Here is a 21,886-nt window from a genome sequence, read left to right on the forward strand (position 1 = left end):
AGGTGCAAGATGATTTTGACTGTCACAATGAATCCGTCGGTCGATATTGCCTATCAACTGGATGTCTTCCATCTAGATACTGTAAACCGGGTTGTTGAAACACATAAAACACCAGGTGGAAAAGGTTTGAATGTCACCCGTGTTCTTTCCCAAGTGGGGGATCAGGTGATGGCTACTGGACTTTTAGGTGGAAAGTTGGGAGAGTTTATTCAGCAAGAGTTGGATAAGGCTTCTATCCAGCATGATTTTTCCCCCATTTCGGGAGAAACGAGAAACTGCATAGCTGTTTTGCATGAAGGTCAACAAACAGAAATCTTGGAATCAGGGCCCACCATTTCTGACGAGGAAGGAAAAGCTTTCTTAGAACACTTTGAAAACTTGGTCAAACAAGTGAGCATTATCGCAGTGTCAGGAAGCTTGCCAAAAGGCTTGCCAGTAGACTTTTATGCGAAGATGATTGAAGTATGTGCAAAATACCAAAAACCTGTGGTGTTGGATTGTTCAGGAGCTGCTCTCATGGAGGTATTGAAGAGCCAAACTAAACCGACTGTGATTAAGCCCAATACAGAAGAGTTGTCACAACTTCTAGATATGGAAGTAACCGCTAATAGTGAAGCCTTAAAAACAGCCTTGAGTCAAGAGTTGTTTGATGGTATTGAGTGGGTGATTGTCTCCCTTGGTTCAAAAGGTGCTTTTGCAAAACATAAGGATACATACTACAAGGTCAGCATTCCAAAGATTGAAGTTGTGAATCCAGTTGGTTCTGGAGATTCCACCGTCGCCGGTATTACATCTGCATTATTCCATGCTGAATCGGATGAAAATCTATTGAAGAAAGCAAACTGTTTGGGGATGTTGAATGCCCAAGAAAAACAGACAGGTCTTGTCAACATGGCGAACTATTCTTCATTAGTTGAACAAATAAAAGTAGAAGAGGTATAAACAAACATGGTATTAACAGAACAAAAGCGTCTTTATATGGAAAAATTGAGTGATGAAAATGGCATTATTTCAGCTCTAGCATTTGACCAACGTGGAGCCTTAAAACGCTTGATGGCTCAACACCAAACAGATGAACCAACAGTTGCTCAAATGGAAGAGTTAAAAGTATTGGTCTCTGAGGAGTTGACACCATTTGCTTCTTCTATGCTGTTGGATCCAGAATATGGTTTGCCAGCCACCAAAGTCCTTCATAAAGATGCTGGCTTACTACTAGCTTATGAAAAAACAGGTTATGATACCACTAGCACAAAACGTTTACCAGATTGCTTAGACGACTGGTCTGTGAAACGCCTGAAAGAAGAAGGGGCGGATGCCATTAAGTTCCTCCTTTATTATGATGTTGATAGCGATGAAGCTACAAATCGTCAAAAGCAAGCCTATATTGAACGCATTGGGTCAGAATGTACAGCTGAAGATATTCCATTTTATCTTGAAATTTTAGCCTATGATGAAACGATTGCAGATGCTTCGAGTGCAGAATATGCTAAAGTTAAGCCAAATAAGGTTATCGAGGCTATGAAAGTATTTTCAGACGAGCGTTTTGGCATTGATGTCTTGAAAGTCGAAGTGCCAGTGAATATGAACTTTGTAGAAGGCTACGGACAAGATGAAATCGTGTATACCAAGAAAGAGGCTGCTTCGTATTTCAAACAGCAGGATGAGGCCACTCATCTTCCATATATCTACCTCAGTGCAGGGGTGTCTGCTAAATTGTTCCAAGAGACATTAGTTTTTGCCAAAGAATCTGGCGCAAATTTCAACGGTGTACTTTGTGGGCGTGCGACTTGGGCAGGTAGTGTTAAGGACTATATTGAACAAGGTGAAGAGGCTGCTCGTCACTGGTTGCGTACAACTGGTTTTCAAAATATCGATGAGTTAAACAAGGTGCTAAAAGAGACTGCAACACCTTGGACAGAGCGTATTTAAACAAAATAAAAACATAAAGTAAACAATTTCTAAAAAATGTTATTTTTTTAAACAGAAAGGGTTTACAAATTGAAATTCCTATGCTACAATAAGTGTATCAATTAAATATGGGTAGATCGTAACTATTGCGAATAGGCGAGACTACAAATGAATGGTGGATAAGAAAAGGCTATCCTAAGTTTGTTTGTGGTCTCTTTTTCTATCCAATGACAAACAAGAGGAGGAGGTAATGAATGTACCGTGTTTTACAAGCGCTCAATAATAATGTCGCTTTAGTAAAAGATGAGCATGGTCAACAGTTTGTTGTCATGGGACTAGGAGTTACGTTTCAAAAGAAAAAAGGAGACCTTATTGTTGCTGATAAGATCGAAAAAGTCTTCTCTTTGAAGAGCACGGAGTCACAGGAAAACTTCATGACCTTGCTGAAGGATGTACCGCTTGACTTTATTACAGTTACTTATGACGTGATTGAAACCTTATCCCGTAAGTATGAATATCCTGTTCAAGAATATCTCTATGTCACTCTAACAGACCACATTCATTGTGCTTATAAGGCAGTACTCGAGGATAATTACCAAGTGAGTAAGTTACCAAATATTTCACAAGAATACAGCATAGAGTACGTGATAGCCAAGGAAGCTTTAGCCATATTTCGTCAGAAACTCCTAAATGATTTGCCAGATGATGAAATAGGAAGAATCGCCTTGCATTTTATCAATGCCAAGGGGGTCACTGCTATTGAAACATCACCCAAAGCAGATTTGACACGCTCGGTCTTATCAAAAGTTCAAGAGGAGCTAGAGCGATTGGGTATTAGGCGAACAAAAGATAATAGCAATTTCTACGATCGCTTAATGATTCATTTGACTTATTTTTTACAATATCTGGATAGAAGTCCAAATGACAATGGCCCTCTTTTGGATATGAAGAAACATATCCAGACAGCCTATCCAGAAGCTTACGATGTAGGAGATAAAATCTATCAAATCATCGCCACAGAGACTGGTCGTGCTATCCATGAAAGTGAGAAATTCTATATTGTACTTCATGTGCAACGATTGCTTTAACTATCCAAATAATCAATAAATAATAAAGGAGAACATAAATGAATAGAGAAGAAATTACCCTCTTAGGATTTGAAATTGTATCTTATGCGGGTGAAGCACGCTCAAAATTACTAGATGCTTTAAAAGCAGCACAAAATGGCGAATTTGAAAAAGCTGAAGCATTGGTCGAATCAGCCAATTCAAGTATCGTAGAAGCCCATCATGCTCAAACAAGTCTTCTTCAAAAAGAAGCGGCTGGTGAAGACTTGGCATTTAGTGTGACTTTGATGCATGGACAAGACCACTTAATGACAACCCTTCTGTTGAAGGATATGATGAAACATATGATTGAACTATATAAGAGAGGTACAAACGAATGAATAAGCTCATTGCTCAAATTGAAAAAGGGAAACCATTTTTTGAAAAACTCTCACGCAATATTTACTTGCGTGCCATCCGTGACGGCTTTATCGCCAGCATGCCGGTTATCCTATTTTCTAGTATTTTCCTTTTAATCGCCTTTGTTCCAAATATTTTTGGATTCTCATGGCCTGACGAAATCGTCGGTATGATTATGAAACCCTTTGGTTATACCATGGGTATCATAGCTGTTTTAGTTGCAGGGACGACAGCTAAATCCTTAACAGATTCAGTCAATCGTCAAATGGAAAGTACGAAACAAATCAACTATCTATCAACGATGCTGGCTTCAATCTGTGGTTTCTTATTACTAGCGTCAGATCAAATTGAAGGTGGTTTTGGTGCAGGGTTCTTGGGCACAAAAGGTCTTTTATCCGCTTTTCTGGCAGCATTTGTTTCGGTTAATGTTTATAAATTCTTTATCAAAAACAATGTGACGATTCGCATGCCTGAAGAAGTACCACCAAATATTGCACAGGCGTTTAAGGATATCTTCCCATTTGCATTTTCAATTTTAAGCTTATACGCACTAGATATTCTTGTTCGTAGCACTGTAGGCGTAAGTGTTGCAGAGTCTATTTCCAAGGCCTTTGCTCCTCTCTTTAGCGCTGCTGAAGGATATGTTGGTATTACAATTATTTTTGGTGCTTACGCCTTGTTCTGGTTTGTCGGCATCCATGGTCCTTCTATCGTAGAACCAGCTATTGCAGCGATTCTCTATGCTAATATTGATACCAACTTCGCTCTTGTGAGTGCTGGTCAGCATGCTGATAAAATCATTACTTCTGGAACACAGATGTTCATTGTCACAATGGGTGGTACAGGAGCGACCTTAGTTGTTCCATTCATGTTTATGTGGTTGACCAAATCAAAACGAAATCAGGCTATCGGAAGAGCCTCAGTGGTACCAACATTCTTTGGTGTAAATGAACCAATTTTATTTGGTGCACCGCTTGTCTTAAATCCTATCTTCTTCATCCCGTTTGTTTTCGCACCGATTGCCAATGTCTGGATTTTCAAGTTCTTTGTTGAAGTGTTAGGTATGAATAGCTTTATTGCCAATCTTCCTTGGACAACGCCAGGACCTCTTGGTATCGTCATGGGAACAGGTTTTGCTCCAATGGCTTTCGTTTTGGCTGTTACCCTTATTGTTGTGGATGTTGCCATTTATTACCCATTCTTAAAGGTTTATGATCAACAAATTCTCGAAGAGGAGCGGTCAGGAAAAGCTTCAGATAGCTTGAAAGAAAAGGTTGCTGCCAACTTCAATACAGCAAAAGCTGATGCAATTCTTGAAAATGCAGGTATTTCAACTAAAGAAATCAAAGAGCAAACCAATGTCCTTGTACTCTGTGCTGGTGGCGGTACAAGTGGCCTTTTAGCAAATGCCCTGAATAAGGCGGCTAAGGAATACGGCGTACCTGTTACAGCAACTGCTGGTAGCTATGGTGCTCACCGTGAAATCTTGCCACAATATCAACTGGTTATCTTGGCACCTCAAGTGGCTTCTAACTATGAAGATATGAAATTAGAAACAGATGCACTTGGTATCAAGTTGGCTAAAACAGAAGGTGCGCAATATATTGGATTGACTCGTGACGGTCAAGGAGCCCTAGACTTTGTGACCAAACAAATCGAAGGCTAGTATTTTAAAATGTAAGGGAATGGTGAGATTAACGGAGAGGTTTATCCCAGAGTAATCAACTCTTCCCTTTCTTTTTTCTCACATGAAAGAGGTATCAACATGACTAAAACTTTACCAAAAGATTTTATTTTTGGTGGTGCAACAGCTGCCTATCAAGCAGAAGGGGCTACAAAAACAGATGGCAAAGGTCCAGTTGCTTGGGATAAATATTTAGAAGATAATTATTGGTATACCGCTGAGCCTGCAAGTGATTTTTACAATCGCTATCCAGTTGACTTGCAGTTAGCGGAAGAATATGGTGTCAATGGTATTCGGATTTCGATAGCCTGGTCACGGATATTTCCGACAGGTTATGGTGATGTGAACCGCAAGGGTGTAGAGTATTATCACAAATTATTTGCAGAATGCCATAAACGTGGTGTTGAGCCATTTGTTACACTGCATCATTTTGATACTCCAGAAGTTCTTCATTCAAATGGTGACTTTTTAAATCGTGAGAATATTGATCATTTTGTTGCTTACGCTGCTTTTTGTTTTGAAGAATTTCCTGAAGTCAATTATTGGACAACTTTCAATGAAATCGGCCCTATCGGTGATGGTCAGTACCTTGTTGGTAAATTTCCTCCTGGGATTCAGTACAATTTGGCAAAAGTTTTCCAATCCCATCACAATATGATGGTGTCACATGCTCGTGCTGTTAAGCTATACAAGGATAAGGGATATAAAGGAGAAATTGGTGTGGTCCATGCACTCCCAACCAAGTACCCTTATGACCCTGCTAATCCATCGGATGTTCGTGCAGCAGAATTAGAAGATATTATTCATAATCGGTTTATTTTGGATGCTACTTATCTTGGACACTATTCTGAAGAAACAATGGCAGGGGTTCAACATATTCTGGCAGTAAATGGTGGTGAATTAGACCTTCGTGAAGAAGATTTTGCTATTCTTGAAGCAGCAAAAGACCTCAATGATTTCTTAGGTATTAACTATTACATGAGTGATTGGATGCGTGCATGTGAGGGTGAGACAGAAATCATCCATAATGGTACGGGTGAAAAAGGAAGCTCCAAATACCAAATCAAGGGTGTTGGTCGCAGAGAGGCCCCAGTAAATATTCCAAAAACAGATTGGGACTGGATTATTTACCCTCAAGGGCTCTATGATCAAATTATGCGTGTGAAAGCAGATTATCCTAATTATAAGAAAATCTACATCACTGAAAACGGGCTTGGTTATAAGGATCAGTTTGTAGACGGCACTGTTTATGATGATGCTCGTATTGATTATGTGAAGAAACATTTAGAAGTTATTTCCGATGCCATTGCTGATGGAGCGAATGTCAAAGGTTACTTTATATGGTCACTGATGGATGTCTTTTCATGGTCCAATGGTTATGAGAAACGCTATGGTCTCTTTTATGTAGACTTTGAAACCCAAGAGCGTTATCCTAAAAAATCAGCTCACTGGTATAAGAAAGTTGCAGAAACCCAAATCATTGATGACTAGCGATGGAGAAAATATGAGCTATCTGCAGCATCATAAACACTTAGATACATCGAACATATTTTTTATTTAGGAACTTTCCGAAATCCCAGAAAAATGAGAGAAAGAAAAGCCTTGTTTTCAAGGCTTTTTAGTGTGGAGTAGAGTAGTTTTTGATAGATATCCGATTAGATTTACTTTATTTCTATTCTACGTAGTATATTGGTATAGAATTCAGCAAATTCCAGAGAATCCGAGAGACTAAGGTATAAGGTCTGATTGCTAGGAAGATTCTACAAGAAGGTACGAGAATAACCGCTTGATGACTTGTGAAAGTGAAAAATTGATACCAGAGATGTGGTTTTGTTCATTCCATCCGATGTGACAGACTGATCGGCAAAAAAAATGAAGATTAGCCTAAAAAACGGTATACTTAATATAGTAATAAATGGTAGAGAAAGTATAAAATCAGCTATTTCTACTAGATTGGAGACTGTGATGGAAGAAATGAAACAAGTAAACAAAGTAGATATTGCCAAGCAAGTCTATCTGATTTTTGGGTTGGTCTTATTTGCTTTTGCTAATGTTTTTCTGTTTGATAACAAGGAAGGAATCGGATTTTCCGTTTTTTCAACGATAACCTTACTGACTATTGGCCTTTTGTCTAAACGCCCGATTTTAAGGATTTTAGGGATTGTGTCCTATCTGGTGAATGTCATTGTAGCTATCTTTGGTTTCAATTATCTCGGTTGGCTAACCGGTGTTCAAGCGATTGAACTTATCTTTATCGTCTGGTATCTTTATCCGAAGGATAGTTTCTTAAAGACTGATATCACAGATAAATTTACCTATCGTTTCCGCTGGCAACAGTTACTCTTGACAGGCGCTTTCTCACTCGGTATATACATAGTATTCAACATTGCCAACTCACTCTGGGCAGGCTCCTTCCTAGAGTATGGGGGAAATACAGCTCTTATCTTTGGAATTCAATACTTTCTTTACACATTTTTAGAAAAATCGAGGGCGAACGAAGCCAGCTTTGTTAGCAAACTAGAAGAGTCTTCCAAGATGATGGAAGAAATCAAGGCCAATACAATGTTCAATCCCCTTGATCCAGCTAAAAAGCGTGTTTTACCAGATTTGGCTACTGATAATTTTGTCAAAATGGCTGCCATTTGGCTGGTGGTGATGGATTTATCCATCCTATCTTACATCATCAAGCCCAATGATATCGGATTTGGGATTGGTGCCTTCTTTGTGCTTCTGAGTATTGTCGTTTCTCTTTTTGTCAAAACGGTGGAAAAGAAAGAAGATGTCTTTTCAGTCATTTACCACAAGATTCGCCCCATTCAGCCTGTCTTCTTCATCATCTTATTGATTGCCAATGCCCATAAGTTTAGCTATGGTGCAGCTTATGCCTTACTCTTTGCAATAGCCTATTTTGTTTGGGCTATCAATAAGATTAATATGAAGACCCTCTTGACAGTGACAATCCTGATCTATTTCTTCCCAGTGCTGGGTTACATTTCCAATCCTTTCCGCCTAGGTGCAAAGGATGTACCAGCAGCTTTCAAGATGATAGTCGATAAGGGGCAGGTAGATTATTTCAATTTTGGTTCATGGTTTGATTTTCCATACAATAGCTGGGATGATGACTATAGTTATCCTGACAATTTGGAAGAAGAAGTGAAGTACTTTAGTGAAGAAATTATCCTGTATGAAGACTATGAGGTGGCTTATTCTGGTATCTGGAATGGTGACGACTATGACTTGACTATCAGCCTGGAATCGGATAATAGTATTTTTGTTGAGGCTTATGGTACCTACCAGGAGCTGATCATCAAAGACTTAACCAGTCAATATGCCAGCATGAAAGATCTAGATCCATACGATGGTGAAAAACGAATCGATGATTATTATCTGATGGGAACCATTTCATCAAACTACGGTACTTATTCCATTTATCTGCAGATGGATGAGGATTGGCTCCGAGCCTATAAAGCGGATTCTTCGAGTGTCACCTACAAGTTCTATATTATCGGTTCAGAGGTGGATTTAAAGGACATTTCAGGGATCAATATTTAATGAAATAGATTTAGAAGCCACTAGGCTTCTTTTTTTGAAAAATCAGTTTTTTATACATTGCATCAGATTTTTTCCTAAAAAAAGAGTATAATAGAGATAAATGAAAACGTTTTTGTGGTTGGTTAGCCAATTCCGAAATAACTGGCCACTTATCCAAGTGTTATCGGAAAAAGGAGTATCAAATGGGATTGATTAAAGCAGGGACAGGCGCCCTAGGGAGTGTTTTAGCAGATCAGTGGAAAGAGTTCTTTTCCTGTGATGCCCTATCAAATGATGTCTTGGTCGCAAAGGGAACCAAGACGATTTCAGGTCGCTCGTCAAATACCAAAGGCAATGACAATGTCATTAGTAACGGCTCAGGTATCATTGTAGCTGATGGTCAGTGTATGATGATTGTGGAGCAGGGCAAGGTGGTAGAAGTCTGTGCCGAACCGGGGCAATTTACCTATGATAATTCGATTGCACCTACTATATTTTCAGGCCATTTAGGCGAATCTATCATGGCTACTTTCAAGGAAATTGGCAAGCGGTTCACCTATGGTGGGGATGTAGCAGCCGATCAGCGGGTTTACTATTTCAATACTAAGGAGCTGATGGATAATAAATTTGGTACACCGAGTCCCATCCTCTTTCGTGTTGTAGATCACAATATCAAGCTAGATTTGGATGTGAGTTTACGTTGTTCAGGTCTATATTCTTATCGGATTACAGATCCTCTTCTTTTTTATACCAATGTGTCTGGCAATGTGGAGCGAGAATACCGACGCGAGGAAATCGACAGCCAGCTCAAAACAGAATTTATCAGTGCTTTGCAACCAGCTCTGGCAAAAATTTCTGAGCTTCAGGTCCGACCAAGTGCCCTGCCTGCTCATGCAGAAGAACTTTCTGCTGCCATGAATGATGTCTTGACACAGAAATGGGCTGAAAAGCGGGGAATTTCTGTGGTTTCCGTTGCCATGAATCCAATCACCTTGACTGAAGAATACGAGAACATGATTCGCCAAGCACAAGGAGCGGCTATCTATCGCGATGCAAGCATGGCAGGAGCAGCTATGACTGCCGCTACGGCAGATGCTATGCGTTCCGCTGCTGAAAATCCAAACGGTGCCTTTATGGGTTACATGGGTATGGGTATGGCGCAACAAGCTGGAGGTGTGGATACTCAGGCTCTCTATGAAATGGGACAAAGACAAGCCAAGGAAGTCGCACCACATGCATCACCACAAGCAACTACAGGTGGTTGGATTTGCCCAGATTGTCAAATGGATAATTCGGGCAATTTCTGTAGCAATTGTGGTAAAGCTAAACCAGCAACTAGTATAGCCAAGTTTTGTAGTAACTGTGGCTGGCAGGTGCCAGACCTTTCTAACCCACCAAAATTCTGTCCAGAATGTGGTACAGCCTTCTAGTTGGGGTTACGACTGCCAGTGATAAGGGGGTGAAACCATGGCAGAAGTAATCGAATACAAATGTCCCAACTGCTCAGGAGCTATTGCCTTTGATTCTACTATTCAGAAGATGCTCTGCCCTTACTGTGACTCAGAGCTTGAAATGGATAGTCTCAAAAAGCTAGATGAACAATTAGTAGATTTTCCAGCTTCAGAAGATTTGAGTTGGGATAAATCAAAGGCTAATCAATGGCAGGAGGGTGAAGTGGACCAGATGAAGGTCTACGCTTGTGAGTCTTGTGGTGGCCAGTTGCTGGCGGATGATACGACAGCAGCCACTTCCTGTCCTTATTGTGATAATCCAGTTGTTTTAAAGGAGCGCTTGGCTGGAGATTTGAAACCCCATTATGTTCTACCTTTTAAATTGGATAAGAAAGCGGCTAAAGCAGCACTGAATAAGCATTTATCAGGTAAACGATTATTGCCCAAGATTTTTAAGGAAGAACAACACATTGATGAAGTCAAGGGGATTTATGTCCCTTTCTGGCTGTTTGATGCGGAGGTATTCGCTGATGGTAAGTATAGAGGTATTCGATCTAGGACTTGGAGCGATGCAAACTACAACTATATAGAAACCAGCCATTATTCTCTCCTACGTTCTGCTACAATGACCTATGAGCGAGTGCCAGTAGATGGCTCCAGTAAGTTGGATGACCGTCTCATGCAATCTCTTGAACCCTTTGACTTTAAAGAAGCAGTCGATTTTCAAACAGCCTATCTAGCAGGTTATCTGGCAGATAGATATGATCAAACAGCAGATGCCAGTTTAGATTTGGCGAGTCGACGGATTCGTAAATCGACAGAAACCAGGCTAGCTAGCACTGTTCAAGGTTATGGTAGTGTGCAAAAGGAAAATACTAGCATTCGTCTCAACAATGAGGAACCTCTCTATGTTCTCTATCCTGTTTGGTTACTCAATACCAGTTGGCAGGGGAAAAAATACACCTTTGCTATGAATGGTCAAACAGGAAAATTTGTGGGTGATTTGCCTCTAGACAAGAGGGCTTACTGGAGGTATTTCATTTCAATAGCACTGGTGACGACATTGCTAGTGTATGGTCTTGTCTGGTTGATTTATTGGATGCAGTAGGAGGAGATTTGTGGTGAAAAAGATATGCTTATTAATCCTGAGCTGCTTATGCTGCTTGCTAGTAACTCTGCCTGTATGGGCTGACGATACGGGCTATATTCGTGATACTATCGGTTATCTAGATGCTTCTGATGAAGAAATCTTAGAGGCAGAGGCTGCTGACATTGACCAAAAGTACCACTTTCAGGCTCATTTTGCCATTGCTGAGTCCAATGTGGAAGATTTACAAAGTTATGCTAAAGATCTTTATCAGTCAGAGGCTGGTGATGCAGATGGTATTTTGCTCGTGGTGACTGCTGATAAAAGCCGATGGCATCTCTATTATGGAGGACAAGGAGAGAGCCTGTTGGGACTGGAAATCACAGATCTTCTCTGGACTTCTTTTGCCAAAGAATCAGACTGGTATATGGGAGCAAAATCTTATCTTACAACGGTTAAAACCAGATTTGAAAAACCCTCCCTTCTTGTCGATGAAGCTGATTTGTTAGATGCTCAAGAGGAAACAGAACTCTTGAACAAACTTAATGAGATCAGTCAGAGACAAAAACTAGATGTAGTTGTTCTGACAGTCCCTAGCTTGTATGGGCAAAGTCCACAAGACTATGCTGATAACTTTTTTGATTATAATGGCTATGGGCAAGGAGATGGTCGGGATGGTGTTTTGCTCCTTGTCAATATAGGAGAGCGAGATTGGCATATTTCCACCACAGGATTTGCAATCTATGCCATTACCGATGCCGGTCTAGACTACATGTCAGAACAATTTTTAAATCATCTCAGTTCAGGGAATTATTTTTTAGCTTTCGATACCTATGCAGATTTGGTGGATGAATTTGTGTCTCAGGCCAAAACAGATAAACCCTATGATATTGATCATTTACCTAAAGCTCCACTTAGTATCCTCTGGCTACCAGCATCCGCACTTCTAGGCTTCGTGATAGCCTGGTTAGTGACAGCATTACTCAAAGGGCAGCTAGCCACCGTTCAGCCACGTTCCGATGCGAAAGAGTATATGAAAAATGGTAGCTTTAAGCTGACCGATTCCAAGGACCTCTTTCTGTACAGAAATGTTACCAAGCAAGCTAGACCTAAATCTACCAGTGGCTCTAGTGGTTTTACAGGTGGTGGAGGCTCCAGTAGCCATAGTTCTTTTTCAGGAGGAAGTCATGGCGGAGGCGGTGGAAAATTTTAAAGCAAAAAACGGACACAAAAGTGGCCGTTTTTTGATATAAAAACTCTCTCCAAAAACTATTTAGAGAGAGTTTCTTTTTATCTCGTGAAATAGAGCAGAGCTAAGAAAAACAGGTGAATAGCTATACGGGTGAGGTGGTGCTTGAGTTGGGGTGCTTGCCCCATGTACTGGGCATTTCTAAGGGCAACGGATGAGTAACCAAAGAGACCAGCTGCAATACCAGTTAGGGCATAAAGATTGTCCTTGGTTACAAAGACAAAGCCAAAGATGATGATGAAACTGGTCCAAACAATAGTCCATGCTAGGTTTCGACCGCTGATATGGCGAGTCATATAGCCTAGAATAGCAGCAAAGACTACGATACCAACGTATAATCCCAATAAAATAAGAGTGATAATCTGCATGTTTTTCTTCCTTTTTTCGTAATCTAGTTCTATTATAAGCTCCTAAGCATTCAAATGCAAGAAAATAATATATTAATTTCTAAAGATAAAACCTATGCATCTAAAGGCTGATAATAGCCATGTCAGTCAATTTCTGATATAATACCGATATGATATTATTCTTAAAATTTGTCAGTCACCTCTTGTTTATTTATATAGCACATCAGCTATTGACAAAGGTCGTTGACTGGAATAAATTCCTCAAAGGAACAGCGGAAAACCAACAAAAAATCCAATTACTGGTACTTTTTATAGCCATTGCTCTTGGCTATTTGGTTTCTATTTTTTTCTTGGATTTGATGACCATCGGTCGTAGTTTTTCTGAATTACTAACCCAATAAAATGCACTAAAGGATAAATATGGATACAATTATTGTAAGAGGTGGGCACACACGCCTGACAGGTGAAGTGACTATCGAAGGAGCAAAAAACGCTGTCTTACCACTCTTGGCAGCTACCATTTTAGCCAGTGAAGGCAAGACGACTTTATCTAATGTTCCGATTCTCTCAGATGTTTTTACCATGAACAATGTGGTAAGGGGATTGGATATTGATGTCGTTTTTGATAAGCTCAATAAAAAAATCACAGTAGATGCTAGCCATCCGATTGGCAGCAAGGCTCCGTACCGTTATGTTAACAAAATGCGAGCTTCCATAGTTGTTTTGGGTCCAATTTTGGCCCGCAATGGGTATGCCCGTGTTTCGATGCCAGGCGGGTGCACTATCGGCAGTCGGCCGATTGATTTGCATTTGCGGGGTTTGGAGGCAATGGGTGCACAGATTAGCCAGCGGGCTGGTTATATCGAAGCCCGAGCTGAACGCCTAAAAGGTGCCCATATCTATCTTGATTTCCCAAGTGTTGGAGCAACTCAAAATCTCATGATGGCAGCTAGTCTGGCCAAAGGTGTGACTGTTATTGAAAATGCTGCACGTGAGCCAGAAATTGTTGATTTAGCCATCCTTTTAAACAAGATGGGCGCCAACATCAAGGGTGCTGGTACAGACACTCTAACCATCAAAGGTGTCGATAAACTGCATGGTGCAAATCATCAAGTAGTCCAAGATCGGATTGAAGCAGGCACATTCATGGTTGCAGCTGCGATGACAGGTGGAGATGTCCTAGTTAAGGATGCTATCTGGGAGCACAATCGTCCATTGATTTCCAAGATGATGGAGATGGGAGTAGAAGTGACCGAGGAAGAAGAAGGTATCCGAGTTCGTGCTGAGGTAGATAAGTTGAAACCGGTTATGGTTAAGACAATGCCACACCCCGGATTTCCAACTGATATGCAGGCTCAATTTACAGCGCTGATGGCCGTCGCCAAGGGAGAGTCCACTATGATTGAGACGGTTTTTGAAAATCGTTTTCAACACTTGGAAGAACTACGCCGGATGGATTTGCATTCTGAGATTTTGCGAGATACCGCTATCATCTCTGGAGGCCATCCACTGCAAGGAGCAGAGGTCCTATCGACTGATTTACGTGCCAGTGCAGCTCTTATCTTGATGGGCTTAGTCGCAGAAGGGGAGACCGCTGTTGGTAAGTTAACGCACTTGGACCGAGGTTACTATCGTTTTCATAAAAAGCTGGCCGCTCTTGGTGCAGATATTGAACGTGTGAATAGTGAGGATGACGATGAATAGAGATACGATGTTATATGTAGGACGACAACTCCTATTTGTCTTTTTAATCCTAATCTTGGCTTTCATCATTTTTGCTATTGGCCTGATGGTGGGCTATAGTGTGGTCGGTGATGGAGATAATGCTATGTCCATCTTGTCTCTTGATAAATGGCAGGAAATTATTAGTAAATTTACTGGAAAGTAGGCTAGTCCTACTTTTTTTGGAGAATGATGTCTACAAATAAAATGAAAAAACAAAGCATCAATTTGTTCAGTTTAGTAGTAGCTGGTCTGATTCTTGTTGGAACCTATTTCTTTCCTCAACTGACTCAAGAAATTCCTCAGTTGGGTCAGCCTTCTTATTATGTCAATGATTCGAAGGCTCATCAGGAGACTCCTAGCCAGGAATTAGCTACCAGTATCCTGACTGAAAACGTTCGTGCCCAGCTAGGACAGCAAATCGAGTGGAATGGAGCAGGAGCTTTTATTCTCAATGGGAATAAAACCAATCTTAATGCAGATGTGGCAAGCAGTCCCTATGCCAGTAATCAAACCAAGAAGGTTGATGGAAAAATCGTGCCCACCAAGGCCAATGCTCTTTTAGCTAGGTCCACCCGCCAATACAAGGACAGGAATGAGACGGGTCAAGGAAGTACTCATTGGAAACCAGCAGGTTGGCACCAAGTCTATGATTTACAAGGACCGTATGACCATGCAGTCGATCGTGGGCACCTTTTGGGGTACGCGATTATAGGTGGTTTGTCAGGTTTTGACGCTTCCACTAGCAATCCTGAAAATATCGCTGTCCAAACGGCCTGGTCTAATCAGGCAGACGAGCAGTGGTCAACGGGACAAAACTATTACGAAGGTCTAATTAGAAGAGCACTGGATAAAAATAAACGTATCCGTTATCGGGTCACTCTCATTTATGCTCATGAGGAAGACCTTTTGGCAGTCGGCAGTCACTTGGAAGCCAAATCAGCAGATGGCACTTTAGAGTTCAATGTCTTTGTGCCCAATGTCCAAAGCGGTCTTAGCATCAATTACCGAACTGGGGAAATAAGAGTAAACGAATAGACGCTTGAGAGATACTATAACACTTGTCATGCTAGCTAAAATTTGTTACAATAAATCTAATTGAATAGAAGTCTGTGAGACCAGTAAGTAAGTGGAAACTGTCCAGGGATTTGAGCCGAGACTGCAAGCTCAATCAGTGAAAACTTATTGAATTCACTCGCATCAGGACAAAGAAAGTAAGGTCTGGCTAGTCTAGATGAAAACGGATGGTACCGCGTGTCAACGCTCCGAGTTATGTGGAGTATTGGCGCGTTTTTTCTTTTGAGTTGCCTCAAAAAAAGTGAAGTGCTATTTGTAAATTTGTTGCTACATCCTAGCTCTTTGACTGAATCCAATTTGAGGGAGACATACCTTTATTTTCAGAAATGCTATTCAAAACAAATGATTATAAATGAAAGGAGTGTTTGGTTAACTAGTGTAACTGAACACGCCCTAGCGTCTGTGTAACACGATAAAGAACTCTTAGAACCGAGTTCCTTACTCTTTACTATGCCGTTTACGGGCTTTGTATCTTATCTATGGATTTACAAACACAATTAGAGGAGTTGAAGCGTTCAACTCAGGCCAAGTTAAAAGAAATGACTGGTGATCACAAGAAGGAATTACAGGATCTGCGCGTGGCAGTTCTTGGGAAAAAGGGTTCATTGACAGAACTTTTAAAAGGCCTAAAAGATCTATCATCTGACTTGCGCCCAGTTGTAGGTAAGCAGGTCAATGAAGTGCGCGATATTTTGACTGCGGCTTTTGAAGAACAGGCCGAAATCGTTGAAGCAGCAGTAATCCGCGCCAAATTAGAATCTGAAAGTCTCGATGTGACCCTTCCTGGCCGCAAGGTTTCTCTTGGAAATCGTCATATTTTGACCCAAACTTCAGAAGAAATTGAAGATATTTTCTTGGGTATGGGCTTTCAGATTGTGGATGGTTTTGAAGTAGAGAAAGATTATTATAACTTTGAGAGAATGAATCTACCAAAGGATCACCCAGCCCGAGATATGCAGGATACTTTTTACATCACAGAAGAAATCTTGTTACGTACCCACACATCACCTGTTCAGGCTAGAACGCTGGATCAGCATGATTTTACAAAAGGTCCTCTCAAGATGATCTCACCAGGGCGAGTTTTCCGCCGTGATACGGATGATGCGACTCACTCTCATCAGTTTCATCAAATCGAAGGTCTGGTTGTTGGTGAAAATATCTCTATGGCTGATCTCAAAGGAACTTTGCAGATGATTAGCCAAAAGATGTTTGGAGCAGAACGAAAGATTCGCCTGCGTCCTTCTTATTTCCCATTTACGGAGCCATCGGTTGAGGTTGATGTTTCCTGTTTCAAATGTGGTGGTGCTGGATGTAATGTTTGTAAAAAGACTGGCTGGATTGAAATTCTAGGTGCCGGGATGGTGCACCCAAGAGTATTAGAAATGTCAGGCGTTGATCCTGAAAAATACTCCGGTTTTGCCTTCGGTCTTGGTCAGGAGCGGATTGCCATGCTACGTTATGGTATCAATGACATCCGCGGTTTCTACCAAGGAGATGTCCGCTTTACGGAGCAATTCAAATAAGCATTTCTAAAAATACCAGAAGAATCTAGAAAGTGAAATAGTAAAATATGCTTGTATCCTATAAATGGTTAAAAGAGTTGGTGGATGTTGATACAACAACAGACCAGCTTGCTGAAAAAATGTCAACAACAGGTATTGAGGTGGAAGGTGTGAACATTCCAGCCCAAGGTTTATCCAATCTAGTGGTCGGTCACATCCTTTCTTGTGAAGAGGTACCAGATACTCATCTGCATGTCTGTATGGTAGATACAGGGGATGATGAACCACGTCAGATTATTTGTGGTGCGCCAAATGTAAAGGCTGGTATAAAGGTCATCGTTGCCTTACCAGGTGCCCGTATTGCAGATAATTACAAAATTAAAAAAGGGAAAATTCGCGGTCTTGAGTCCCTAGGCATGATTTGTTCCCTACAAGAGTTGGGACTGCCCGATGCTATAATTCCAAAAGAATATGCCGATGGCATTCAGTTCCTACCAGAAGATGCGGTGCCCGGAGAATCCATTTTCCCAGTCTTAGACTTGGATGATGAAATTATCGAGCTTTCCATCACACCAAACCGCGCGGATGCTTTATCCATGCGTGGTGTGGCCCATGAAGTCGCAGCTATTTATGACAAAAAAGTTCATTTTCCAGTGAAAAGTTTGAATGAGTCTGACAAAGTAGCGACAGATGCCATTCAAGTGGCTATTGAATCTGATAAGGTCTTGACTTATAAGGCCCGTATAGTGGAAAATGTGACTGTCCAGTCTAGTCCCCAATGGCTACAAAATCGTCTCATGAATGCTGGAATCCGTCCAATTAACAACATTGTCGATGTCACCAACTATGTTCTCTTGCTCTTTGGACAGCCGATGCACGCCTTTGATTTGGATAAGTTTGAAGGAAATACAATCCTAGCACGCGATGCCCGTATGGGTGAAACCTTGGTGACCCTAGATGGGGAAGAACGTGAATTGACAACAGAGGATATCGTCATCACAGTTGCTGACAAGCCAGTTGCACTAGGTGGTGTCATGGGAGGTCAATCTACTGAAATTGATGCTTCTTCAAAAAATGTCGTCCTGGAAGTAGCTGTTTTTGATGGCAAAACTATCCGTAAAACATCTAGTCGTCTCAACTTACGCTCGGAATCTTCAGCTCGTTTTGAAAAAGGTATCAACTATGATACTGTGTCAGAAGCTCTCGATTTTGCGGCCGCTATGTTGCAAGAACTAGGTAATGGTTCTGTTTTAGCAGGTCAAGTTTCAGCCGGTGATTTACCACTTGAGCCTATTCAAGTATCAACAAGTTTAGATTATGTTAATGTCCGTCTAGGTACTCAGCTGAGCTTCGCAGAAGTAGAAGAAGTCTTTGCCAAACTCGATTTTGGTCTATCTGGAAATGCGGACTATTTCACTGTATCTGTCCCTCGTCGACGCTGGGATATCCAGATTCAAGCTGACTTGGTAGAAGAAATTGCTCGTATTTATGGCTATGATAAGTTACCAACGACCTTACCAGAAGCTGGAGCAACTGCAGGTGAATTGACAAGTGGTCAGGTCCTACGTCGCAAGGTTCGTACCTTAGCAGAAGCCTCTGGTTTGTCAGAAATTATTTCCTATGCCCTTACTACACCAGAAAAAGCAGTGGAGTTTACGATGGAGCCAAGCCAGATTACTGAGCTCATGTGGCCGATGACTGTTGACCGCTCAGCGCTCCGCCAGAATATCCTATCGGGTATGCTAGACACAGTGGCCTACAATGTCAACCGCAAGAATAGCAATCTAGCTATCTATGAAATCGGAAAAATTTTCCATCAAAAAGGAGACAGCAAAGCCGATTTGCCACAAGAAGTGGAGACTTTTGCTTTTGCTATTTCTGGGTTAGTTGCTGAAAAAGACTTCCAAACGCAAGGAGTTCCAGTTGACTTTTTCTATGCTAAAGGAATCGTGGAAGCCTTGGCAAACAAACTGAATCTCAGCTTTGATTTTGTAGCAGAAAAAGGTTTGAAGAGCATGCACCCAGGTCGAACAGCAGCTATCCTTTTGGATAAGGAAATTATCGGTTTTGTAGGACAGGTACACCCGCAGACCGCTAAAGATTATGGCATTCCAGAAACCTACGTAGCTGAAATCAATCTAAGCGCAGTGGAAGTAGCTCTCAAACCAAGCCAGACTTTCCAAGAAATTACGAAATTCCCAGCTGTTTCTCGTGATATGGCCCTCCTGTTGCCAGTTGATATCACCCATCAAGAGGTGGTTGAAGCTATTCGGTCAGCTGGTATCAAACGCCTAACCGCTATCAAACTATTTGATGTCTATACTGGTGTCAATATCCAAGCAGACAAAAAATCCATGGCCTATAGTCTGACCTTCCAACATCCAGAAGCTAGCTTGACGGATGAAGAGGTAGCTAAGTTCATGGAAAAAATCACCAATGCCCTCATCCAGAAATTGGATGCAGAAGTGAGATAGAAGATGCAAATATCCACCTAGTTCAACTAGGTGGATAGCCATCAGTGAGAGGTAAAAATGGATATTTGGGAAAAAATGTATGAAGTTGCAAAGGTTCACTATCATCCATAGGAGATATCTCCCTTTGTATATTCAAACCATGTCGTTGCAGCCATTGAGGCAGAAGATGGTCAAATTTTTACAGGCTTTTGTTTTGAAGCTACTGCAGGTGTTTTCCATCTTTGTGCAGAACGAGCTGCTGCTTTCAATATGTACCAAGAATCTGGTCAAACTAGGATAAGACGCATCATTGCATTTCGGGATAAACCACCTTATGGAGATGGTTCTGGAATGCCTTGTGGAGCCTGTCGGGAATTTCTTATTCAACTCAATAGTGAGAATACTAAGACAGAGTTTTTACAAGACTATGAAAGTAGGACTAGCGTGACTCTTGGAGAACTCATGCCCTATTGGTGGGGAAAAGAAAGAGCAGAAAAATAAAGTGAAAAAAGCTAGGTATCTAGCTTTTTTCTTATCCTATTCCAAGTAAAAGGGTTCGATACGCACCTGTTCATACTTATCTTTGACAACTGTAGCGACCTCATCAAAGAGCTTATGTAGGGTTTGGACTTTTTCAGGAGTTTCTCGTCCAACATAGTCCAGACTTCCCTCAATTTCTATGAAGAGACTATGGAAAAGGTCGTTCATTTCGGTCAATTTAGCCACTAATTCGGTATCTCCAAGCAGAAAATCCGGGACAGCTTGAAGGTCCAGTGCATCGTTTGAATCAAGACTAATAGGAAAGGTTCCGTACTCTAAACATAGTTCATACATATTTGTACCCGCTTTCATTTTTTCTTTATTTTACCATACTTCTTAAAATAAGCAAAGAAGTCCATTAAGCTTTCTTTAACCAATCCTTCAGTTTTATTTAAAGTTTGAATTCTATACTAACTCCTATAAATAAAATAGAACTCAGATGATGGAGGAAAAAAGATGACAACAAGGACTATTCAACAGCAGTTTAAACGCAAGGAAAGTAAATATATTTTAGATGAGAAAATCTTTGCTCAGTTTAAGAAAGAATTGAGCCAGTACATGATAGAAGATCAGTTTGCTAACTCCACTATCAGCAATGTTTACTTTGATAATGAAGATTTTGATATGATTCAGGATGCCTTAGCTAAAAGGAATGGTCGTGAAAAGGTTCGAATGCGCATCTATGATGCGATTCCAAGTCAGACGAGCCAAGCTTTTTTAGAAATCAAGAAAAAGTTAGATGACGTTGGCTACAAGTATCGCTTGGTTTCCACTCCCACCTCAATAGCTCATGATGTGGAATATTTTTCTGAAAAAAATAATATTATGGATACCAAGGTGAGTTCAGAACTTCAACACGTAGTCCAGCGCTATGGCAAGTTAAGGCCCAAAATGTATATCTACTATGATCGTCTTTCTTATAGAGGCAAAACAGATCATCATATTCGTCTGACCATTGATCAAAATCTGGTTTTCCGAGATAGTGAAGTGATGCTGCTTCAGAAAAAGTTTGGTTTTCCACTCTTACCTAAGCAGCTGATGATTATGGAAATCAAGGTACCTAATCAGCTACCAAACTGGCTTTTAAACCTACTCGAAAAGTACCAGATCGAACAACAGTCCTTCTCTAAGTATGGGACGGCTTATCAGTTACGCCAAGAAATGATGAAAGGAGTCTCTCTTGCAAACAGACTTATTTTCTAATATCCTAACTACGACAAGCAGTAACATCACAGTCACTCAACTTTTTTGGATACTGTTGACAAGCTTGAGTCTAGGCTTCCTTGTGGCTACAATCTACAAGTATCATACCCAACACACCAAGGAATTTGTCATCACTTTAAGCCTAATGCCTACCCTGATTGCGGTTATCATTCTTTTAGTTAATGGCAATCTAGGGACCAGTGTGGCTGTTGCCGGAGCCTTTAGTCTGATTCGATTTCGTTCAGCAGCAGGTAGCTCCAAGGAGCTACTGGCCGTCTTTTTGGCTACCGCTATCGGACTAGCCACAGGTATGGGCTACTTGCTTTTAGCTCTTACCTTTACCCTTCTTTTATCCCTCATTATCTTTCTTTTAGAGCAGTCTTCCTTTGGAAAACCAAATGCCAAGTTTCGCTATATGATTCTGACAGCCCCCAAGGGATTTGATGTGGACGATTTTTTTCAGCAAAATTCTCACAATTTATGGAATAAGATGGAGTTGGTTTGCATACACTATAAGAAGAAAACAGATGTGCTAGTCATGGAAATTATCTTGGAGTTGAATCATCAAGTTTCAGATCAGGACATTTTGAATCTGCTATTACAGGAAGGAGTGATAGATCTTGTTTTGCACCAACAAATTCCCAAGAAAAAAAGACTTTAAAAAGA

General features: G+C 40.9%; 21 protein-coding genes. 19 read left to right on the forward strand and 2 right to left on the reverse strand.

Annotated elements, in window-relative coordinates; translation table 11 throughout:
* The first annotated feature begins 9 nt into the window (after window positions 1–9).
* The 10 genes from lacC (at window position 10) to F602_RS0106445 (ending at window position 12,340) form a co-directional block, all read left to right on the forward strand.
* Window positions 10–942 (forward strand): tagatose-6-phosphate kinase, encoded by a 933-nt coding sequence (gene lacC, locus F602_RS0106400; RefSeq protein ID WP_018167136.1) that lies wholly within the window; start codon window positions 10–12, stop codon window positions 940–942.
* 6 nt (window positions 943–948) lie between these two features.
* The gene (gene lacD, locus F602_RS0106405) at window positions 949–1,929 is read left to right on the forward strand and encodes a tagatose-bisphosphate aldolase (RefSeq protein ID WP_018167137.1); all 981 of its coding nucleotides are present in this window, start codon (window positions 949–951) and stop codon (window positions 1,927–1,929) included.
* Window positions 1,930–2,162: 233 nt separating this feature from the next.
* The gene (locus tag F602_RS0106410) at window positions 2,163–2,996 is read left to right on the forward strand and encodes a PRD domain-containing protein (protein WP_018167138.1); all 834 of its coding nucleotides are present in this window, start codon (window positions 2,163–2,165) and stop codon (window positions 2,994–2,996) included.
* Window positions 2,997–3,034: 38 nt separating this feature from the next.
* Window positions 3,035–3,355, forward strand: a complete 321-nt coding sequence (locus F602_RS0106415; RefSeq protein ID WP_018167139.1) for a PTS lactose/cellobiose transporter subunit IIA — start codon at window positions 3,035–3,037, stop codon at window positions 3,353–3,355.
* Complete coding sequence (locus tag F602_RS0106420) at window positions 3,352–5,040, forward strand: lactose-specific PTS transporter subunit EIIC (protein ID WP_018167140.1); 1,689 nt, start codon at window positions 3,352–3,354, stop codon at window positions 5,038–5,040. Before F602_RS0106415 ends, F602_RS0106420 begins: the two co-directional genes overlap by 4 nt.
* A gap of 99 nt (window positions 5,041–5,139) precedes the next feature.
* Window positions 5,140–6,549, forward strand: a complete 1,410-nt coding sequence (gene lacG / locus F602_RS0106425; RefSeq protein ID WP_018167141.1) for a 6-phospho-beta-galactosidase — start codon at window positions 5,140–5,142, stop codon at window positions 6,547–6,549.
* Between the two features lie 474 nt (window positions 6,550–7,023).
* Complete coding sequence (locus tag F602_RS0106430; protein ID WP_018167142.1) at window positions 7,024–8,610, forward strand: hypothetical protein; 1,587 nt, start codon at window positions 7,024–7,026, stop codon at window positions 8,608–8,610.
* 182 nt (window positions 8,611–8,792) lie between these two features.
* Entirely contained in the window at window positions 8,793–10,019 is a 1,227-nt protein-coding gene (locus tag F602_RS0106435) for an SPFH domain-containing protein (RefSeq protein ID WP_018167143.1), read from the forward strand.
* A gap of 37 nt (window positions 10,020–10,056) precedes the next feature.
* Window positions 10,057–11,148, forward strand: a complete 1,092-nt coding sequence (locus F602_RS0106440; protein ID WP_018167144.1) for a TFIIB-type zinc ribbon-containing protein — start codon at window positions 10,057–10,059, stop codon at window positions 11,146–11,148.
* Window positions 11,149–11,158: 10 nt separating this feature from the next.
* A complete protein-coding gene (locus F602_RS0106445; RefSeq protein WP_018167145.1) occupies window positions 11,159–12,340 on the forward strand; it encodes a TPM domain-containing protein in 1,182 nt (393 codons plus the stop codon).
* 77 nt (window positions 12,341–12,417) lie between these two features.
* On the opposite strand, the gene F602_RS0106450 is transcribed toward F602_RS0106445, so the two are convergent.
* Window positions 12,418–12,744, reverse strand: coding sequence for a hypothetical protein (locus F602_RS0106450; protein ID WP_018167146.1), 327 nt, complete (start codon window positions 12,742–12,744; stop codon window positions 12,418–12,420).
* Window positions 12,745–12,893: 149 nt separating this feature from the next.
* Here F602_RS0106450 and F602_RS0106455 point away from each other — a divergent pair, with 149 nt between their 5' ends.
* The 7 genes from F602_RS0106455 (at window position 12,894) to F602_RS10410 (ending at window position 19,978) form a co-directional block, all read left to right on the forward strand.
* Window positions 12,894–13,124 carry a DUF1146 family protein gene (locus F602_RS0106455; protein ID WP_018167147.1) on the forward strand — a complete coding sequence of 77 codons (231 nt, stop codon included), beginning with the start codon at window positions 12,894–12,896 and terminating at the stop codon, window positions 13,122–13,124.
* 19 nt (window positions 13,125–13,143) lie between these two features.
* Entirely contained in the window at window positions 13,144–14,427 is a 1,284-nt protein-coding gene (gene murA, locus F602_RS0106460; protein WP_018167148.1) for a UDP-N-acetylglucosamine 1-carboxyvinyltransferase, read from the forward strand.
* 7 nt (window positions 14,428–14,434) lie between these two features.
* A complete protein-coding gene (locus F602_RS0106465; protein ID WP_425423265.1) occupies window positions 14,435–14,611 on the forward strand; it encodes a DNA-directed RNA polymerase subunit beta in 177 nt (58 codons plus the stop codon).
* A gap of 26 nt (window positions 14,612–14,637) precedes the next feature.
* Window positions 14,638–15,483 carry a DNA/RNA non-specific endonuclease gene (locus F602_RS0106470; RefSeq protein ID WP_018167150.1) on the forward strand — a complete coding sequence of 282 codons (846 nt, stop codon included), beginning with the start codon at window positions 14,638–14,640 and terminating at the stop codon, window positions 15,481–15,483.
* Between the two features lie 518 nt (window positions 15,484–16,001).
* Window positions 16,002–17,045, forward strand: a complete 1,044-nt coding sequence (gene pheS, locus F602_RS0106475; RefSeq protein ID WP_018167151.1) for a phenylalanine--tRNA ligase subunit alpha — start codon at window positions 16,002–16,004, stop codon at window positions 17,043–17,045.
* Window positions 17,046–17,092: 47 nt separating this feature from the next.
* The gene (gene pheT / locus F602_RS0106480; protein WP_018167152.1) at window positions 17,093–19,498 is read left to right on the forward strand and encodes a phenylalanine--tRNA ligase subunit beta; all 2,406 of its coding nucleotides are present in this window, start codon (window positions 17,093–17,095) and stop codon (window positions 19,496–19,498) included.
* Between the two features lie 114 nt (window positions 19,499–19,612).
* Window positions 19,613–19,978 carry a cytidine deaminase family protein gene (locus F602_RS10410; protein ID WP_245537572.1) on the forward strand — a complete coding sequence of 122 codons (366 nt, stop codon included), beginning with the start codon at window positions 19,613–19,615 and terminating at the stop codon, window positions 19,976–19,978.
* Between the two features lie 36 nt (window positions 19,979–20,014).
* Here the strand turns inward: F602_RS10410 and F602_RS0106495 are convergent, their stop codons facing one another.
* Window positions 20,015–20,329, reverse strand: a complete 315-nt coding sequence (locus tag F602_RS0106495; RefSeq protein WP_018167155.1) for a hypothetical protein — start codon at window positions 20,327–20,329, stop codon at window positions 20,015–20,017.
* A gap of 144 nt (window positions 20,330–20,473) precedes the next feature.
* Between F602_RS0106495 and F602_RS0106500 the strand changes: the two genes are divergently transcribed.
* Window positions 20,474–21,220, forward strand: coding sequence for a polyphosphate polymerase domain-containing protein (locus F602_RS0106500; protein ID WP_018167156.1), 747 nt, complete (start codon window positions 20,474–20,476; stop codon window positions 21,218–21,220).
* Between the two features lies 1 nt (window position 21,221).
* The gene (locus F602_RS0106505; protein ID WP_211205364.1) at window positions 21,222–21,881 is read left to right on the forward strand and encodes a DUF4956 domain-containing protein; all 660 of its coding nucleotides are present in this window, start codon (window positions 21,222–21,224) and stop codon (window positions 21,879–21,881) included.
* Window positions 21,882–21,886: the final 5 nt, after the last annotated feature.

This window comes from Streptococcus minor DSM 17118 (assembly GCF_000377005.1).
GTDB lineage: Bacteria > Bacillota > Bacilli > Lactobacillales > Streptococcaceae > Streptococcus > Streptococcus minor.

Excerpts from the sequence above, each read along its gene's own strand:
- F602_RS0106465 (WP_425423265.1), top strand. The coding sequence starts at position 14,435 with ATGTTATATGTAGGACGACAACTCCTATTTGTCTTTTTAATCCTAATC.
- lacC (WP_018167136.1), top strand. The coding sequence starts at position 10 with ATGATTTTGACTGTCACAATGAATCCGTCGGTCGATATTGCCTATCAA.
- F602_RS0106495 (WP_018167155.1), bottom strand. The coding sequence starts at position 20,329 with ATGAAAGCGGGTACAAATATGTATGAACTATGTTTAGAGTACGGAACC.
- F602_RS0106440 (WP_018167144.1), top strand. The coding sequence starts at position 10,057 with ATGGCAGAAGTAATCGAATACAAATGTCCCAACTGCTCAGGAGCTATT.
- pheS (WP_018167151.1), top strand. The coding sequence starts at position 16,002 with ATGGATTTACAAACACAATTAGAGGAGTTGAAGCGTTCAACTCAGGCC.
- F602_RS0106410 (WP_018167138.1), top strand. The coding sequence starts at position 2,163 with ATGTACCGTGTTTTACAAGCGCTCAATAATAATGTCGCTTTAGTAAAA.
- lacD (WP_018167137.1), top strand. The coding sequence starts at position 949 with ATGGTATTAACAGAACAAAAGCGTCTTTATATGGAAAAATTGAGTGAT.
- F602_RS0106420 (WP_018167140.1), top strand. The coding sequence starts at position 3,352 with ATGAATAAGCTCATTGCTCAAATTGAAAAAGGGAAACCATTTTTTGAA.
- F602_RS0106430 (WP_018167142.1), top strand. The coding sequence starts at position 7,024 with ATGGAAGAAATGAAACAAGTAAACAAAGTAGATATTGCCAAGCAAGTC.
- F602_RS0106500 (WP_018167156.1), top strand. The coding sequence starts at position 20,474 with ATGACAACAAGGACTATTCAACAGCAGTTTAAACGCAAGGAAAGTAAA.
- F602_RS0106415 (WP_018167139.1), top strand. The coding sequence starts at position 3,035 with ATGAATAGAGAAGAAATTACCCTCTTAGGATTTGAAATTGTATCTTAT.
- F602_RS0106470 (WP_018167150.1), top strand. The coding sequence starts at position 14,638 with ATGTCTACAAATAAAATGAAAAAACAAAGCATCAATTTGTTCAGTTTA.
- pheT (WP_018167152.1), top strand. The coding sequence starts at position 17,093 with ATGCTTGTATCCTATAAATGGTTAAAAGAGTTGGTGGATGTTGATACA.
- lacG (WP_018167141.1), top strand. The coding sequence starts at position 5,140 with ATGACTAAAACTTTACCAAAAGATTTTATTTTTGGTGGTGCAACAGCT.
- F602_RS0106450 (WP_018167146.1), bottom strand. The coding sequence starts at position 12,744 with ATGCAGATTATCACTCTTATTTTATTGGGATTATACGTTGGTATCGTA.
- F602_RS0106455 (WP_018167147.1), top strand. The coding sequence starts at position 12,894 with ATGATATTATTCTTAAAATTTGTCAGTCACCTCTTGTTTATTTATATA.
- F602_RS0106435 (WP_018167143.1), top strand. The coding sequence starts at position 8,793 with ATGGGATTGATTAAAGCAGGGACAGGCGCCCTAGGGAGTGTTTTAGCA.
- murA (WP_018167148.1), top strand. The coding sequence starts at position 13,144 with ATGGATACAATTATTGTAAGAGGTGGGCACACACGCCTGACAGGTGAA.